This window comes from Streptomyces sp. NPDC059785 (genome assembly GCF_042732375.1).
Lineage (GTDB): Bacteria > Actinomycetota > Actinomycetes > Streptomycetales > Streptomycetaceae > Streptomyces.
On record NZ_JBHWHV010000048.1, the window covers coordinates 26432 to 42666 of the forward strand.

At 76.0% G+C, this 16235-nt stretch carries 14 protein-coding genes; 5 read left to right on the plus strand and 9 right to left on the minus strand.

Annotated elements, in window-relative coordinates:
* Positions 1-13: 13 nt before the first annotated feature.
* The 5 genes from ACFV6E_RS30410 to ACFV6E_RS30430 all read right to left on the minus strand — a co-directional run bounded on the left by ACFV6E_RS30410 (position 14) and on the right by ACFV6E_RS30430 (position 6204).
* Positions 14-502 carry a peptidoglycan-binding protein gene (locus ACFV6E_RS30410; protein WP_385168029.1) on the minus strand — a complete coding sequence of 163 codons (489 nt, stop codon included), beginning with the start codon at positions 500-502 and terminating at the stop codon, positions 14-16.
* 546 nt (positions 503-1048) lie between these two features.
* Positions 1049-2086 (minus strand): DUF5914 domain-containing protein, encoded by a 1038-nt coding sequence (locus ACFV6E_RS30415; RefSeq protein ID WP_385168032.1) that lies wholly within the window; start codon positions 2084-2086, stop codon positions 1049-1051.
* Positions 2083-3165 (minus strand): phytoene/squalene synthase family protein, encoded by a 1083-nt coding sequence (locus ACFV6E_RS30420; protein ID WP_385168035.1) that lies wholly within the window; start codon positions 3163-3165, stop codon positions 2083-2085. The genes ACFV6E_RS30415 and ACFV6E_RS30420 overlap by 4 nt, the downstream gene beginning before the upstream one ends.
* Positions 3162-4712 carry a phytoene desaturase family protein gene (gene crtI, locus ACFV6E_RS30425; RefSeq protein ID WP_385465940.1) on the minus strand — a complete coding sequence of 517 codons (1551 nt, stop codon included), beginning with the start codon at positions 4710-4712 and terminating at the stop codon, positions 3162-3164. Before crtI ends, ACFV6E_RS30420 begins: the two co-directional genes overlap by 4 nt.
* A 160-nt stretch (positions 4713-4872) precedes the next feature.
* A complete protein-coding gene (locus tag ACFV6E_RS30430; protein ID WP_385465943.1) occupies positions 4873-6204 on the minus strand; it encodes a polyprenyl synthetase family protein in 1332 nt (443 codons plus the stop codon).
* A gap of 551 nt (positions 6205-6755) precedes the next feature.
* Between ACFV6E_RS30430 and ACFV6E_RS30435 the strand changes: the two genes are divergently transcribed.
* From ACFV6E_RS30435 to ACFV6E_RS30450, 4 genes are all read left to right on the plus strand, one after another.
* Positions 6756-7946 carry a lycopene cyclase family protein gene (locus ACFV6E_RS30435; protein ID WP_385465946.1) on the plus strand — a complete coding sequence of 397 codons (1191 nt, stop codon included), beginning with the start codon at positions 6756-6758 and terminating at the stop codon, positions 7944-7946.
* Positions 7947-8035: 89 nt separating this feature from the next.
* Positions 8036-8767 carry a methyltransferase domain-containing protein gene (locus tag ACFV6E_RS30440; RefSeq protein WP_385465949.1) on the plus strand — a complete coding sequence of 244 codons (732 nt, stop codon included), beginning with the start codon at positions 8036-8038 and terminating at the stop codon, positions 8765-8767.
* A gap of 124 nt (positions 8768-8891) precedes the next feature.
* Positions 8892-10457: an FAD-dependent oxidoreductase gene (locus ACFV6E_RS30445; RefSeq protein WP_385465952.1), complete on the plus strand. Its 1566-nt coding sequence runs from the start codon at positions 8892-8894 to the stop codon at positions 10455-10457.
* Positions 10458-10712: 255 nt separating this feature from the next.
* Positions 10713-12761: a SpoIIE family protein phosphatase gene (locus ACFV6E_RS30450; RefSeq protein ID WP_385465955.1), complete on the plus strand. Its 2049-nt coding sequence runs from the start codon at positions 10713-10715 to the stop codon at positions 12759-12761.
* Between the two features lie 28 nt (positions 12762-12789).
* Here the strand turns inward: ACFV6E_RS30450 and ACFV6E_RS30455 are convergent, their stop codons facing one another.
* Entirely contained in the window at positions 12790-13176 is a 387-nt protein-coding gene (locus ACFV6E_RS30455; protein WP_385170556.1) for a PPOX class F420-dependent oxidoreductase, read from the minus strand.
* Between the two features lie 166 nt (positions 13177-13342).
* Between ACFV6E_RS30455 and ACFV6E_RS30460 the strand changes: the two genes are divergently transcribed.
* On the plus strand, positions 13343-14713 hold the full coding sequence (locus ACFV6E_RS30460) for a S1 family peptidase (RefSeq protein ID WP_385465958.1): 1371 nt from the start codon (positions 13343-13345) through the stop codon (positions 14711-14713).
* Positions 14714-14810: 97 nt separating this feature from the next.
* On the opposite strand, the gene ACFV6E_RS30465 is transcribed toward ACFV6E_RS30460, so the two are convergent.
* From ACFV6E_RS30465 to ACFV6E_RS30475, 3 genes are all read right to left on the minus strand, one after another.
* Positions 14811-14993: a hypothetical protein gene (locus tag ACFV6E_RS30465; protein WP_385465961.1), complete on the minus strand. Its 183-nt coding sequence runs from the start codon at positions 14991-14993 to the stop codon at positions 14811-14813.
* A gap of 102 nt (positions 14994-15095) precedes the next feature.
* Positions 15096-15758, minus strand: a complete 663-nt coding sequence (locus tag ACFV6E_RS30470; protein ID WP_385465964.1) for a response regulator — start codon at positions 15756-15758, stop codon at positions 15096-15098.
* 125 nt (positions 15759-15883) lie between these two features.
* On the minus strand, positions 15884-16228 hold the full coding sequence (locus ACFV6E_RS30475; protein WP_385170549.1) for a hypothetical protein: 345 nt from the start codon (positions 16226-16228) through the stop codon (positions 15884-15886).
* Between the last annotated feature and the right edge of the window lie 7 nt (positions 16229-16235).

The window sequence follows — 16235 nt, forward strand, 5'->3', positions numbered from 1 at the left end:
CGGCGCGGTGCTCCTACGGGTCCGCGGTGCGGGACTCCAGGTCGCGGCGGGTGTCGTCGCCGTAGACCCCGGTCTCGTCGCCGCGGATGCCGTACCACTGCTGGAACCGGGCGACGGCGGCGGTGAGGGCGGCGTCGTAGGTGCCCGCGGTGGAACCGTTCACGTACACGTCCGGGACCCGCCGCAGGCGTTCCTGAAGCTCCGTCACCTCCGGGCCGGTGTCGCCCTCGCGCAGGGTGCCCGCGCCGTCCGGATCCACATCCCCTGACGGCTCCTCGGAGGACGTGTCCGGGGCGGTCTTCTGGGCCGCGCGGGCCGGGTCCTCACCGGCCAGCAGCAGACCGGCGGTGAAGCCGGTCAGACCGGAGGCGACCACGGCCACGGCGACGGCGGCGCGGCGCTGCCAGGGGTTGACCGGCCGGCGCCTCGCGCGCCGGTGACCGCCCGTGCCCGTCACCGGAGGATGCGGCGGACGCGCGGGCAGCGGCGGCCCCGCGGGCACGGGCGGCAACTCCTGCGTCTCGTCCTCCGTCCCGTCCCGCCCGGGCGGCAACGGCACGACGGCCCGCAACCCGATGGACTCCCAACGCCGGTAGGGATCGGACCCAGGATCCTGCCCCCGCCCGACGGCCTCACCCCGGCCGAAGCTCTCGTACCGGCTGGTGTCCGACGGCGGGGGTGCGGGTGGGAGCGGGAGCGAATCCGGCGGCGGGACCGGCTCCGAGCGCCGGCCGGAGTCAGTCCCGGAACCGAGATCGGCCCCGGGGTCGGGGCGCGGGCCGGCACCGGGATCGCGGCTGAGGTCCGGGCCGGTTTCCGGGGCCGGGCTTCCGGTCAGGCCCTCCTTCTCCCTTACGCGTCTGAGTAGTTCCGCCAGGGTTTCGGAGCGGCGGCGGGGCTCGACGTGGGTGGGCTCGAGCGCCGGTCGTTCCGGCTCCGGTGACAGGCCGGGTTCGGACGGTGTCGACACGCTGCTCTCCCTCCGCACCTCCGCACGGCCCCTCTCCGCCGTCCGCACAAGGAGATACGCAAACACCGTCGGCCGGGTTCACCCCGGGAAGCGCCCGCTGTCGCGAAGCTGCCAGCGGCGCTCGGCGTATGCCAGGTCGTCCCGCCACAGGCGCCCCGCGGCGGCCCGCATCAGGGGCCGCAGGGCGGGCGCGGCCCGGCGGGCGAGGGCGAAGCCGGGCCGGTCGGAGGCGGCGACGACCGCCTCGGTGACGGCGGTGAGCGGGCGCCCGTGCGCGTCCGGGGCCAGTGGGGTGGCGTGTGTCTCGACCACCGAGCCTTGGCCCTCCCCGTCGGTGATGTGCATGACGACAGTGCGCGGTTCAGGGGCGGTGAACACCGCGCGCACCGGCACGACGAGCCGCCCGGCGAGCTTGAAGGAGACATCCACGGCGAACCCGTCACCGTCCGCGCCGCCGTCCCCGCCTCCGTCCGCGCCGCCGCCCCCCGGGCTGCTCACCACCGTCAGGTCCACGAAGGAGTAGGGGTGGTACCAGGCGCCGTGCCAGGGGTCGAGGCGGTTGGCCACCACGTCCTCCGGTTCGCAGCCGCCGACGCCGCTGTACACGGCGTCGACCGCGGTCGCCGGACGCGGCCGGGCCGGCACCACCGGGGCGGGCAGCGGCTCCTCGCCCCCGGCCGCGTCGAGTCGCACCCACACGAGCACCCCGTCGTCGTACGCGGGCAGCGGCTCCCAGCCCGCGAACGGGCCGCCGTCCAGGGCGAGTCCGTGCCAGTGGCAGACCAGGGTGCCGCAGCGGACGGGGCTCTCGGCCAGCGGGGCGCCCAGGTGCGGGCAGATCCCCGGTCCGGCGACCACCTCGCCGCGCGCGTTCCGCCAGACGACGACCTCGTGGCCCGCGACGGTACGGGCCAGCGGACGGTCACGGCCGAGGGCGCGGGCGGCGCCGACGACGTACCAGTTGCCCGAGGGGCGGGCGAGGGCCCGCTTCAGGGCGTCGGCGATGACCCCTGGGCGGGCGTCGCGCCAGGTGGGCCGCTGTTTCTCCCAGACGACCGGGCGGCGGCGCAGCCGCAGCGGCAGCCGTCCGGACCGGGCGCGGCCGTCGCCGGTCACACCGTCTCCTTCCGCCGGGACGGCCGGGGGCGGCCGTCGGACAGCGCGCACGGCGGGGGCCGGTCGTGCCCGCGGGCCCGCGCGCGGGCCGCCGCCACCCGTACCAGGCCGTCGAGGGCGACGGCGGCGCGCCTGCGCCGGGGCACCACGGCGCGGCGGTGCAGCACGGAGTACCCGTCGTCGGCCACGGCGTCGAGGATGGCCCCGTAGAGGACGAACGCGGTGCGGATACAGGGGCGGGCGACGGGGTCGAGCATCGCCAGGCCGGGGGCGGCATCGCGGTAGACGCCGCGGGTCAGGTCCTCGGCGGCGCGCAGGGCGGCCGTGATACGGCGGTCGCGGCGGCCCGTGGCCCGGCTGTGGCGCAGCAGCTCCCGGTCGACGCCGTGGGCGGCGAGCAGGTCCGCGGGCAGGTACACCCGGCCCCGGTCGAGGTCCTCGCCCACGTCCCGCAGGAAGTTGGTGAGCTGGAAGGCGACGCCGAGGGCCGCCGCGTGCGGGGCGGCCTCCTCGCGCGGTACGACCGTCCCGAGGACCGGCAGCATCTGCAAGCCGATCACCGCGGCGGAACCGTGCATGTAGCCGCGCAGATCCTGGTAGCTGGCGTAGCCGGTGACGTGCAGGTCGCTGCGCATGGAGGCCATGAAGTCGGTGAAGTGCCGGTGGTCGATGCGGTAGCGGGCGGCGGTGTCGGCGAGCGCCAGGACCACCGGTTCGTCGACCCGCCCGGGGCCCGGTCCGGCACTCGTCTCGGCGGCCTGCCCGGCGCCCGCTCCGTCGGCCGGTCCGGCGGTCCGCCCGCCCCGGCGCAGCCCGCGTTCCAGGCGCTTCTCCAGGCGCAGCAGGGCGGTGGTGCGCTCGCTCAGGGTGTGGTGTCCGTCGAGGCTGTCCACGATGTCGTCGGCCCAGCGGGCGAACCCGTACAGGGCGTGCACGGCCGGGCGCCGCTCCACCGGGAGCAGCCGGGTGGCGAGGAAGTAGGTGCGGCCGTGCTCGGCGTTGAGCGCGCGGCAGCGGGCGTAGGCGGCGCGCAGGTGCGGTGCGTGGATGCCGGCGGCGTCGAGTTCGCGGTCGGTCATGGGCGGCCGCCTCCGGCGGAGCCGGTACGGGTACGGGGCCGCGGCCCCGGTCGCGACGGTGGTCCGGTGACCCGGGCGGCGGCCAGCTTGCCGGAGATCAGGACGGTCGGGACGCCGACGCCCGGGGTGGTGCCGCAGCCCGCGAGGACCGCGTTGTCGGTGCCCCGGACGAGGTTGCGCGGCCGGAACGGGCCGGTCTGCGCGAAGGTGTGGGCCGCCGAGAAGGGCGTACCCGCGGCGTGCCCCTGCCCGTGCCAGTCGGCCGGGGTGACCAGGCACTCCTCCTCGACGGCCGCGGCGATCCCGGCGAGCCCCCGGCGGTCCAGTTCGGCGAGGACGGTGTCGCGGTAGCGGGGCGCGAGGTCGCTCCAGGCGGCGGCGGTGGGGCCGATGTCGGTGTTGGGGCAGGGCGCGAGGATGTAGTGGAGGTGTTTCCCTTCGGGGGCGAGCGCGGGGTCGGTCGCGGTGGGGCGGGTGATCAACAGGGAGGGGTCGGTCATCAGGCTCCCGGTCCTGGTCAGTTCGTCGAAGGTGCCCTTCCAGGCGTGGCCGAAGGACAGCGTGTGGTGGCCGAGCCGGGGCCAGGTCCGGTCGGTGCCCGCGTGCAGGACGACGGCGGACGGCGCGTGCCGCAGCCGCAGCGGGCGGCGCGGACGGCGGCCGAGCAGCCGGTAGCTGACGGGCAGGTCGGGGGTGAGCACGACCGCGTCGCAGGGGATGCGGCCGTGCGAGGTGACGACGGCGGTGATCCGCGACCCGGACCGTTCGAGCCGGGTCACGTCGTGCCCGTACCGGAAGTCCGCGCCCGCGTCGGCGGCGGCGTCCGCCATGGCCCGCGGCAGGGCGTGCATGCCGCCGCGCGGGAAGAACACCCCCGCCACGGTGTCCATGTAGGCGATGACGGCGTACGCGGCGAGCGCCCTGGCCGGTGGCACCCCGGCGTACAGCGACTGGAAGGAGAAGACGCGGCGCAGCCGCTCGTCCCGCAGGAAGTGCCCGATACGGGCGTCGAGCCGGCCGAAGCCCCCGAGCGCGGCCAGTCTGGCCAGGTCGGGGGTGAGGAGCTGGAGCGGCGAGTCGAAGTTGGCGTCGATGAAGCGGCGCATCTGGACCCGGTGCAGCCGCTCCAGCCAGCCGCGCAGGCGCCGGTACCCGGCGGCCTCGGCGGGTCCCGCGAAGCGCTCGACCTCCGCCTCCATCGCCTCGGCGCCGGTGTGGACGGCGAGCTCGCCGCCGTCGGCGAAGCACGCCCGGTAGGCGGGATGCAGCGGGATCAGTTCGACGCGGTCGCGGAGGCTGTCGCCGACGGCGGCGAACGCCTCGTCGGCGAGGTCCGGCATGGTGAACACGGTGGGCCCGGTGTCGAAGCGGTAGCCCGCCCGGTCGAGCCGGCCCGCCCGGCCGCCGGGTACGGCCGCGCGCTCGACGACGGTCACCCGCCGCCCGGCCCCCAGCAGATGCAGCGCCGCCGACAGCCCGGCGAGCCCCGCACCCACCACCACGACATGATCGGTACGCCCGGTAACGGTCCTGATCGCCCTGCTCATCACAGCCGCCCTCCCGAACCGACGGGGCGAGGCGCACCGGCCCCGCCCGGGTGCTCCGGCGCGCTCCCACCGCCACGGCCGGGCGCCGGCCGGGCACCCTCCGGACCCACGCCGGCCATTCGGTCGTCGTCCTGCCCGGCAAGCAACTCGCTCATCTTGCTCATCGCACCTCTCCCGGGCCCGCCGTGCCGCTCAGGCAGGCGGTGGGCGGCGGCTCGTCGTTCCCGGCCGGGTGCTGCGACGGGCCCTCGCCGCCACCGCCCGGTGCCGGCCAGGTGTCCGTCAGGCCCGCCGCGGCGTTCAGGAGCCGGCGCAGGCGGTGGGCCGGTCCCGGGGCGAGGGCGGCGTCGGCCAGGTGGTCCGTGCCGCGGCGTACCAGCCGCTCGATCCGCTTCTCGACCGCCGCGCGGGCGCCGGTCGCGACCAGTACGTCCCGTACCTCGGCGAGTTCGGCCTGCGACAGCCGGCCCGCGCCGATGCGGTGGTCCAGTACCTCCAGGCTCGCCCGGTCGCGGTGCTCCTCGGCGCGGGCCCGGGCCACGGCCACGAGGTAGGTGCGCTTGCCCTCGCGCAGGTCGTCGCCGGACGGCTTGCCCGTCAGCCGGGGGTCGCCGAAGGCGCCGAGGAGGTCGTCGTGGAGCTGGAAGGCGATACCGGCGCACCGGCCCGCGGCCCCGAGCGCCTCGGTGGTCCGGGCCCCCGCTCCGGCCAGCGCGGCGCCGAGCGCGAGCGGGCGCTCCACCGAGTAGCGCGCGCTCTTGAGGCAGGCGGCGCGGATCGCCCGGGCCGCGGAACGGGCCGACGTCGCCTGGTCCAGTACGTCCAGGTACTGGCCCGCGACCATCTCGGTGCGCATCTCCCGCCAGATCTCCCGCACCGCCGGGGCCGCCTTGGGCCCGGCGTCCGCCTGTTGGGCCGCGAACACGTCGTCCGCCCAGGCCAGGGCCAGGTCCCCGGCGAGGATCGCGCCCGCCCGGCCGAGCGACCTGGAGGTCCGCGGGCCCTGGGCCGGGTACTGCGCGCCGAGTTCCACGTGCAGGGCGGGCCGGCCGCGACGCAGCGCGGACGCGTCCATCACGTCGTCCTGGACGAGGGCGCAGGTCTGGAGGAGTTCGAGGGCCGCGGCGAGGCGCAGGGCGGATTCCCTCTGGTCGGGTTCCAGGCCGCCGCCGCAGCCGCGCAGGGCCCACCACAGCAACTGGGGGCGCATCCGCTTGCCGCCGTGCAGGGTCAGCCGGGCGACGCGTTCGGCGATGTCCGCGCCGAAGACGGGGTCGAGCGCGCGGGCCCGCTCGACGCGGTCGCGCAGCACCGTCTCCAGTACGTGTCCGACGGCGCCCGGGACGTCCGCGTCGATCTCTTCGGCGGCGGCACCGGCGAACACCGGGGCGTCGTCCGGGACGTCCGCCGGGTGCCCGTCCGGGACCGCACGGTGTCCGGGGGCGGGGTCCTGCCCGGCCGTGGCGTGGTCCCCGGCCCTGGGGTGGCGCATCCCGATTCCTCTCGTCGTGGCGGACGCGGGTGGTCGGAAGTGATTCGGCCGGGGCTGCGGTGACGGATGCGGCGGGCGGCCGTTTCCCGTCCGCCACCTCGTCGGGAGTGCGTCCGCCACCTGGTCCGGGGTGCGTCCGCCCGAAGGGCGCGGGCCGCGAGCGGTGAACGTAATGCGGCCGGAGTCCGGTACCGCCGCGACACACGAGCGCCGCCGGATTCGGCACTGGACGGGTGAGGCGACCGCGTCCACCTGGCCGCCCGGACGCAGAAAGAGCCGCCCGGCCCGGTGCGGCGCGCATCCGGCGGGGCGCCGGAAACGGAATGCTTCCCGTCGGACGCACCGGCGTGCGCCGCCGCCGGACGCCCGGACACGCCGTCACCGGCCGGACCGTACGACGGGACGCGACGAGACACACAGAGGCTCGGCACACACCACGGTGGGGCACACACCGAGGCGCGGCACACATCTGAGGAGTGACACTCATCGAGGAGCGGTCGGACGTGGGCGGAGGACGCGGAGGACGGGGAGGACGGGGAGGCGAGGGCCCGGTGGACGCGGACGTCGCCATCATCGGGGCGGGCGCCGCGGGCCTGTCCCTGGCGCACCGGCTCTCCTCCGGTACCGCGGGCCGCCGCACCCCGTCGGTCCTCCTCCTCACCGCGCCGCCCGGCCCACTGCGTCCCGCCCGGCGGACCTGGTGCTTCTGGGAGGCGGGCCCCGGCCCCTACGACCCCGCCCTCACCGCGTCCTGGCAGCGCCTCCGGGTCCGCCCGGCGCGGGGCCGGCCCGTCGAGAGCCGGATCGCCCCGCTGCGCTACAAGATGCTCGGCTCGGACGACTTCGAGGAGCTGGTCCACCGGGACCTCGCGGCCCGCGGGACGGTACGCCGGACGGAGGCCGTCGTCGACACCGTCGAGGGCGTGCCGGGCGGCGCCCGGGTCCGCGCGGCGACACCGGCGGGCGTGCCCCTGGACGTGCGGGCCCGCTGGGTCTTCGACTCCCGGCCGCTCGGTGCCCTGCCCGCCGCCCGTACCACGCTGTTCCAGCACTTCCACGGCTGGTTCGTCCGCGCCGAGCGGCCGGTGTTCGACCCCGGGGTGGTGGACCTGATGGACTTCCGTACGCCGCAGCCGCCGCGCGGGCTGTCCTTCGGTTACGTGCTGCCCACCGGCCGCCACACCGCGCTGGTCGAGTACACCGAGTTCTCGCCCGCGCCGCTGACCCAGGAGCAGTACGACGCGGCCCTGCGCCACTACACGCGGGACGTACTGGGCCTCGGGCGGCTGCGGGTGACCGCCGAGGAGTCGGGGGTGATCCCGATGACGGACGCGCCGTTCGCCCGGCAGAGCGGGCCCGCGGTGTTCCGGATCGGTACGGCGGGCGGTGCCACCCGGCCGTCGACGGGGTACACCTTCGCGGCCGTCCAGCGGCAGGCGCGGGCCGTCGCGGCCGCGTTCGGGGCGGGCCGCAGACCGGTCCCGCCGCCCGCGCACTCCGCCCGGTCGCGGGCCATGGACGCGGTGCTGCTGCGGGCGCTGGCCACCGGGCGGGTCGACGGTGCCGACTTCTTCTCGCGGCTGTTCGCGCGCGTACCCGCCGAGCGGCTGCTGCGTTTCCTCGACGGCCGCACCCTGCTGTACGAGGACATCGCGGTCGGGCTGCGTACGCCCGTGCTGCCGATGCTGCGGACGGCCGCCGAGCTGCCCCGGCTGCCGCGCCGGCCGTTCGAGGACCCCTGAGCGCCGTCCCGACCACCGACCGAGTGTCCGGATACCCCCGAGCCGAGTGCCGGGGTACCCAATGCCCTTGCACCGACCGAGGAGACTCCATGCCTCTGCTGCGCGACGCGGAACTGGCCACCGCGTTCGACCACGCCTCCCGCACCTACGACCGGCTGGTGGCGTGCAATCCGGGTTACCACTCCCAGCTCCGGCGCTCGGCCCGCCGGCTCGGTCTGCCGGACGGCGGGGCGGGCCGCCGCGTGCTGGACCTCGGCTGCGGCACGGGCGCGTCCACGGCCGCCCTCGTGGCGGCGCTGCCGCGGGCGGAGATCGTCGCGGTGGACGCGTCGGCGGGGATGCTGGAGCGGGCCGCGGCGAAACGCTGGCCGGACCGGGTGACCTTCCGGCGCGCCCCGGCGGAACGGCTGGCCGAGGCCGGGGTCGAGGGGCCCTTCGACGCCGTCCTCGCCGCCTATCTGTTCCGCAACGTGGCCGACCCCGACCGGATCCTGGCCGCCGTGCGCGGGCTGCTCGCGCCGGGCGGCCGGCTCGCGGTCCACGAGTACACGCTCAGCGGGCTGCCCGCGCACCGCGCCGTGTGGACGGCGGTCTGCGGCGGCATCGTCCTGCCGGCCGGCACCGCCGCGGGAGACGGCCGGCTCTACCGCCATCTGTGGCGCAGCGTCGTCGGCTTCGACACGGCACCGGCGTTCGGCGACCGGGTACGCCGCGCCGGGTTCGACCGGGTACGCGTACTCCCCCTGCCCGGCTGGCAGACGGGCATCGTCCACACGGTCCTCGCCCGCCGCCCGGCCCTCGCGGCAGGGGGTGCGGTATGAGCCGGCGCGACGAGAGCAGGGTCCCCCGGCGCGACCGCGCCCGGGTGCTGCCGCACCGCCCGACGGGCGGACCGCCGCCCACGGCCGCCGGTCGCTGTCCGGCCGCCGCGGCAGGCGGTGCGCCATGAGGCGGCGCGACGCGAGCGGGGTCCCGCGGCGTGGGCGGGATCGGCGGGCCCGGGTGCTGGTGCCCCGGCCGGGGCACGCGCGGGTGGGGGGTGAGCCGCCGTCCACGGCGGTGATCGGCGGGGGGATCGCCGGGCTCGCCGCCGCGACGGCGCTCGCCGAACGCGGGGTGCGGGTGACGCTCTACGAGCGGGAGGACGGGCTCGGCGGCCGTCTCGCCGGGTGGCCCGTGACCCTGTCCGACGGTTCGCGGGCGACGATGAGCCGCGGTTTCCACGCGTTCTTCCGGCAGTACTACAACCTGCGGGGGCTGCTGCGCCGGGCCGATCCGGGGCTCGGCATGCTCACCGCCCTGCCCGACTATCCGCTGCGGCACAGCGGCGGCCTGCGGGACAGCTTCCGTCATGTGCCGCGCACACCGCCGTGGAGCGCCCTGGGCTTCGTCGCGCTGAGCCCCACCTTCGGCGCCCGTGACCTGCTGCGGATGAACCCGGTCGCGGCGCTGCCCCTGCTCGACGTGCGCGTCCCCGAGGTCTACGAGCGGCTGGACGGGGTGAGCGCGCACGACTTCCTCGCGTCGATCCGCTTCCCCGAGGCGGCCCACCATCTCGCCTTCGAGGTCTTCTCCCGCAGCTTCTTCGCCGATCCCCGTGAGCTGTCGGCCGCCGAGATGGTCCTGATGTTCCACATCTACTTCCTGGGGTCGTCCGAGGGGCTGCTCTTCGACGTGCCGGACGAGCCGTTCCCGGACGCGCTGTGGGAGCCGCTGGCGCGGTATCTCCGGAGCCACGGCACGGAGGTACGCACCGGCACGCCCGTCGAGAGCGTGACCCCCGTGTCCGGGGGCGGTTACCGCGTCGCGCACTCCGGAGGCGGGCGGCACCACGACACCGTCGTCCTCGCCCTGGACACCGACGGGCTGCGGGCGGTCGTGGCCCGCTCGCCCGGACTGGGGGACGCCCGCTGGCGGGAGGGCGTGGCGGGGCTGCGCACCGCTCCGCCGTTCCTGGTCTCCCGGCTGTGGCTCGACCGGCCGGTGGCGCGGCGGCGCCCCGGGTTCCTCGGCACCAGCGGCTTCGGCACCCTGGACAACGTCAGCGTGCTGTCCGGGTGGGAGGGCGAGGCCGCCCGCTGGGCCGCGCGCACCGGCGGCTCCGTGCTGGAGCTGCACGCCTACGCCGTGCCCGCCGACCGCGTACGGGACGTGGAGGAGAAGCGGCTCGTCGAGCAGCTCCGGCAGGTCTATCCGGAGACCCGGTCGGCCGGGGTGCTCGACGTGCGGCACGAGTGGCGCGCCGACTGCCCGCTCTTCCCGGTCGGCGGGTACGCCGGCCGGCCCACGGTGCGGACCCCGGACCCGGGGCTGGTGGTGGCGGGCGACCTGGTCCGTACGGAGCTGCCCGTGGCGCTCATGGAGCGCGCGGCGACCTCCGGCTTCCTCGCGGCGAACGCCCTGCTGGAGCGGTGGGGCGTGGCCGGGCAGACGCTGTGGACCGTACCGGACCGGGGCCGCTCGGCCCTGCTGCGGGCGCTGGCCGCGGGTACGGGCGAGCGGCGGACGTGACGGGCCGGGGCCCCGTACCGCAACCGGCACCGTACCGGGACCGCGGCCGGGGCCGTACCCGGGCCGGGACCGCACCGGGGCCGCACTCGTACCGGGACCGCGGCCGTCGCGAGCGGGAGCGCCAGCGATGCGCCGTCGATGCCGGGGCGAATGATTCGTGCCGGTTTGCCCCGCCGGGGATGCTGTGCCGTAATCGGAGGATCCGCGCAGTGGATCTTTGGCGATGGCGGAGCCGCGCCGGAAGGGGCGGCCGGCATGGACGCGTACGGATCAGGGGCGGACGCCGGGCGTGCCGCGGCGCCCGGCGGGCTGCTCGACCTGCTCCAGGTCTCGGCCGTGGTCCTCGACGGGGAGGGGCACATCGTGCTGTGGAGCCCGGAGGCCGAGCAGTTGCTCGGGCACCGGGCGGACGAGGCGCTGGCGCGGCGCGCGGACCGGCTGCTGGTGGCGCCCGAGCACCGGCAGCAGGCCCGGGACCTCTTCGCCCAGGTGCGGGCGGGTGCCCGGTGGGCGGGCGTCTTCCCGCTGCTGCACCGCGACGGCACGCCGGTACAGGTGGAGTTCCGCACCATGCGGCTGCGCGATGGCACGGGGCAGGTGCATCTGCTCGGTCTCGCGGCGGACGCGACGACCGTGCGGCGCGTGGAACGGGACCTGGCGCTGTCGCACAGCCTGGTGCGGCAGACGCCGGTGGGGATCGGCATCCTCGACACCGACCTGAAGTGGGCCGGTCTGAACCCGTCCCTCCAGGAGATCGTCGGCCTGTCCGAGGAGGAGGCCCTGGGACGCCGGGTCCGCGACGTGCTGCCCGGCCTGGACTCCGGGACGATCGAGTCGCGGATGCGGCACGTACTGGCCGGCGGCAGGCCGCTGCTCGACCAGCAGACCGCCGGGCGGACGGCGGCGGGCACCGGGGACCGCGCGTTCTCGGAGTCGTACCACTGCGTCGAGGACGCCGACGGGCGGGTGCTGGGCCTTGCGATGGTCATGGTCGACGTGACCGAACGGCAGCGGGCGGCCAACGAGGTCTCCGAGGCCCGCGAACGCCTGTCGGTGATCGCCGACGCGGGCGTGCGCATCGGCACCACCCTGGACCTGAAGCAGACCGCGCGGGAACTGGCCGACGTGGCGGTGCCGCACCTCGCCGACCTGGCGGCCGTCGACGTCCTGGAGTCGGTGGTCAGCCGGGGCACCACCGCCGCCGTCGCGGCCGACTCCGCGGCCGAGTTCCGGGCGCTCGCCGTCGCCGCCGGGTATCTGACCGACGCCATCCACGCCGCCGACCCGGTGGGCGAGCTGGCCACCTACAACTCCTCGCGGCTGATCACCCGGTGCATCCGCGAGGGCCGCCCGGTGCTCGTCGAGCGGGTCGACCCGGCGATGATGCGCTCCATCGCCCGGGACACGCACGCCGCGAAGACCCTGCACGCGGCGGGCGTCCACTCCTATCTCGCGGTGCCGCTGCTGGCCCGCGGCGAGGTGCTCGGCACCCTCAGCCTGTACCGGACCGTCAACGACAGCCCCTTCGGCGCGCAGGACCGGATCCTGGCCTGCGAACTCGCGGCGCGGGCGGCCATCTGCATCGACAACGCCCGCCTGTACGGCCGGGAACGCACCGCCGCGCTGACCCTCCAGCGGGGCCTGCTGCCCGTCGCGCCCGACGGGCACGAGGGACTCGACATCGCCGCCCGCTATCTCCCGGCGCTCAGCGAGGTGGGCGGCGACTGGTACGACGTGTTCTCCCTCGGCCCCGGCCGGACCGGGCTGATCGTCGGCGACGTGATGGGCAAGGGCGTCCAGGCCGCCGCCGTGATGGGGCAGTTGAGCGCCGCGACGCGCGCGCTGGCCCGGCTCGACCTGCCGCCCGCGGAGCTGCTGCGCCATCTCGACGACATCGCGGGCACGCTCGGCGACACCATCGCCACCTGCGTGTACGCCGTGCACGACCGGGGCCGGGGCAGTTGCGCACTGTCCAGCGCCGGGCATCTGCCGCCGGTGCTGACCCGTCCCGACGGCGAGGCGCTCCTCCTCGACGTGCCGGGCGGCGCACCGCTCGGCGTCGGCGGCGTGGACTTCGCCACCGCGGAGCACCCCATGGCGCCGGGCTCGCTGCTCACCCTGTACACCGACGGGCTGGTGGAGAACCGGGACGACCCGATCGACACCGGGCTGCGGACGCTGACGCGGCTGCTGGGCGGCACCGAGCGGCGGCCCCTGGAGGCGACCGCCGACATGCTGCTCGGCGCGCTGCGTCCGGAGCCCGACGACGACGTGGCGCTGCTGCTGGTCCGCAGCCGCGCCTGACCCGGCGGGTTCCGGGGGCGTCCGGGAGTCAGGCCGTCAGCGTGACGCGGATGCCGACGGTGCCGTTCTCCCCGCGGCGCAGTTTGCTGCCGAGCAGGGTGAGCCGGCCGACGAGGCCGTACTTGCGGCCGAGGAGGCGCCGGTAGCGGTCGGTCGTCGCCGCGTCGACGATCTCGGCGGTGGCGGGCAGTTGGGCCCCGGTGGGATTGCCGCGCACGTCGCAGGGGCCGGCGAGGATGTCGGCGCGGTTGCGGATCCGCTTCACCTTCCACGAACCGGCGGGCGTCCACGCGCCGAGGGTGTCGCCGTCCCGGACCACCCAGACGGGCGTCGCCACCCCCGTACCGTCCTTGCGGTAGCTGGTGATCAGCAGGTACTTGCCTGCCGCGAGCGTGTCCAGCGGGGATTCGTCCATGCCGTGAGTCTAGGTGTCCGGCCGGTGCCGCACACCGGCCGGACGCCGGGGCCCACCGGCGCCGGCTGGTGAACACCGCGGCCCGGGCGCACGTATGGAGGGAGGGCGCTCGACCGGCGCTCCGGCGGCGGTGGCGCCGCGCGTGATCGGTATCCGGGAGCCAGCCATGAGGCACGCACGACGACGGATCGTCCGAAGGGGAGTCCGGCTGGCTGCCGTCGGCGGGCTGCTCTGCGGGGCCCTCATGGTCACGCACGCCGTGGCGAGCGAACCGGACGGCGGTACGGCCGCCACTCCGCTGAGCGCGGCGGGCACGGCCGCCGGTACGGGCTCGGCCCTCGTGGAACGGCTCGGCACCTCCCGTACCGCCGGAAGCTGGATCGACGCCGACGGCCGCCCGGTGGTCGCCGTCACCGACGCGAAGACGGCGGCCGAGGTGAAGCGGGCGGGGGCGCGGGCGAAGGTCGTGGACCACAGCATGGACGACCTCAAATCGGCGACGAAACAGCTGAGTTCGGCGCCCCGGGTGACCGGCACGGCCTGGGCCGTGGACTACGCGCACAACGAGGTGGTGGTGCACGCCGACACCACCGTGACGTCCGCGGACTGGAACCGCATGACGGATCTGGCCGACGGCATCGGCGACTCCGTGCGCATGGAGCGGACCGGCGGCACCTTCACCACCCGGCTCAACGGGGCGCAGCCGATCCTGTCGAACGGCGGGCGCTGTTCGGCGGGGTTCAATGTGACCGACGGCACCGACGACTTCATCCTGACCGCCGGGCACTGCGGTCCGGCGGGCTCCACCTGGTTCGCCGACACCAGCGGCGCGCAGCAGGTGGGGCAGACGGTGAAGGGCTCGTTCCCCGGCAGCGACTTCTCGCTCGTACGGTACGCGGACGGACAGTCGGACACCGACAGCGAGGTCGTCGCCATCGGCAACGGCCGCGGGGTGCGGATCACCTCCGCCGGTGATCCGGCCGTCGGACAGCGGGTGTTCCGCAGCGGCAGCACCAGCGGGCTGCGCGACGGCGAGGTCACCGCGCTCAACGCGACGGTCAACTATCCCGAGGGGACCGTCACCGGACTGATCGAGACCACCGTGTGCGCGGAACCCGGCGACAGCGGCGGCCCGTTGTTCTCGGAAGGTGTCGCCCTCGGCGTGACGTCGGGCGGCAACGGCGACTGCACGTCGGGCGGCACCACGTTCTTCCAGCCGGTCACCAAGGCGCTCAGCGCGCTCCGGGTGCGGCTCGCCGGGCAGGACCGGGCCTCGGCCGGCGCGAGCGCCGCGCCCTCCGCGACGCCCTCCGCCACGCAGGGCGCGGCGCTCGCGCCGGGCTCCGCCGCCCCGGGCACGGTGCAGCCGGTCGGGACCGACGCATCCCTCGTCTCGCGGCTCACGGATCCCGCGAACATCGGACCGGGGCTGCTGGTGGTCGCGGGCAGCATCATCGCCCTGGTCGCCACCCGGTACATCCGCTCGGAACAGGACCGCAGCCGGTACCGGCGCCACTACTCGCAGAGCTGGGGGTAGCCGCCGCGCCGCCGCCCGGGAGAGAAACAGAACACCCGCCGGAGCATGGCCCGGCGGGTGGCGATCCGGTCGCAGATGCCGACGGAGAGCCAGGCGCTCAGGCGGCCCGCTCGGGGCTCGGCGAAGCCACCGCCCATTCGAGGACGAGCCGCTGGTACTCCCGCCGCTCGTCCATGGACAGCGTCCCGCCCGCCCGGAACCACAGAGCCCGGATCTCCTCGTTGACCTCGGCCGCGGTGCGCGGGGAGTTCGGTTCAGGAGTGGACATGCTGTGAAGCATACGGGGCTGAGCGTGAAGACGATGTGAGTAATGACGCCTCTTAGGGCAATTGGGACCGTGAAGCTGATCACTTCCCCGGGCAATTGGGACCGAGGCGGCCATTCACTCCCGTTCGCCCAGGCCCGCGTCGCGGGCCCTGGCGACGGCGGCGGCGCGGTCGGACACCTGGAGCTTGTACAGGATGGCCGAGACATGGTTGCGGACCGTCTTCTCCGCCAGGGTCAGCCGCCGGGCGATCTGGTGGTTGCCGCAGCCGAGGGCCACCAGGTCGAGCACCTCCCGTTCACGCTCGGTCAGTTCGGGGAAGACCCGCGCCGCGTAGTCGCGGTGGGCGCCGGTGAAGAAGTCCACGATCCGGCGGGCCACGGCTCCGCCGTACACGGCGTCGCCCCCGGCCAGCGCGAGGATCGCCCGGACGATCTCCTCCCGGTCGGCGTCCTTGAGCAGATAGCCGCGGGCCCCGGCGCGCAGCGCGGCGAACAGCGCCTGGTCGTCCTCGTGCATCGTCACCACCAGCACGCCCAGACCGGGGTGCCGGGCCAGCAGGGCACGGGTGGCGCCCACGCCGTCGAGCCCCGGCATGGTCAGGTCGGTCAGGACGACGTCGGGCGAGGTCCGGTCGGCCACCGCGAGCAGCTCGTCGCCGGACGCGGCCTCGCCGACCACCTCCACCTCGCCGCCCGTCCCCAGCGCGGCCACCAGGCCGTATCGGTACATCGGGTGGTCATCGGCGACGACGACCCGGACGGCGGGGGCATCGGCCACGGCTCCTCCCCGGTCGGACGGGCCGGGCGCGAGCCCGGCGGTGTGCCGCGCGTCCGGTCAGCCTCCCGCAGGGGGTGTCCCGGGCGCCACGGCCGGTGTCCCGGGTGGGCCCGGCGGACGGCCCGTCACCGGCGGGACGGGCGGCTCGGGCCGCCCGGCGCGGGGTCCCACGACGGCCGGATCGCCCGCGGGACCGGCCCCGAGTGCGCGCCCACCCCGGCATCGCCGCCCACTGGCTGCTGTACCTGCTGACGACCTGGCTGGGGCTCGGCCGCCTCGGGTACCGGGGCCGCCGGTACCCCGGCGACCCGGCCGCCGTCCACCGTGCCGCCGCGCTGCGTGGCCTGCTCACGATGAACCTGCTGTTCCCCCGCCGCCGTACTGGCCACCGACATGGTGCTGGTGCGGCACTGGCGCGGCGAGCCGCTGCCGGAGAACGTGTACGTGCCGGTCGTGCTCGGCGCGCTCACCTCCCCG

Coding starts and splice junctions, on each gene's coding strand:
- ACFV6E_RS30420 (WP_385168035.1), bottom strand. CDS start 3,165: ATGACCGACCGCGAACTCGACGCCGCCGGCATCCACGCACCGCACCTG.
- crtI (WP_385465940.1), bottom strand. CDS start 4,712: ATGAGCAGGGCGATCAGGACCGTTACCGGGCGTACCGATCATGTCGTG.
- ACFV6E_RS30430 (WP_385465943.1), bottom strand. CDS start 6,204: ATGCGCCACCCCAGGGCCGGGGACCACGCCACGGCCGGGCAGGACCCC.
- ACFV6E_RS30440 (WP_385465949.1), top strand. CDS start 8,036: ATGCCTCTGCTGCGCGACGCGGAACTGGCCACCGCGTTCGACCACGCC.
- ACFV6E_RS30445 (WP_385465952.1), top strand. CDS start 8,892: ATGAGGCGGCGCGACGCGAGCGGGGTCCCGCGGCGTGGGCGGGATCGG.
- ACFV6E_RS30450 (WP_385465955.1), top strand. CDS start 10,713: ATGGACGCGTACGGATCAGGGGCGGACGCCGGGCGTGCCGCGGCGCCC.
- ACFV6E_RS30455 (WP_385170556.1), bottom strand. CDS start 13,176: ATGGACGAATCCCCGCTGGACACGCTCGCGGCAGGCAAGTACCTGCTG.
- ACFV6E_RS30460 (WP_385465958.1), top strand. CDS start 13,343: ATGAGGCACGCACGACGACGGATCGTCCGAAGGGGAGTCCGGCTGGCT.
- ACFV6E_RS30465 (WP_385465961.1), bottom strand. CDS start 14,993: ATGCTTCACAGCATGTCCACTCCTGAACCGAACTCCCCGCGCACCGCG.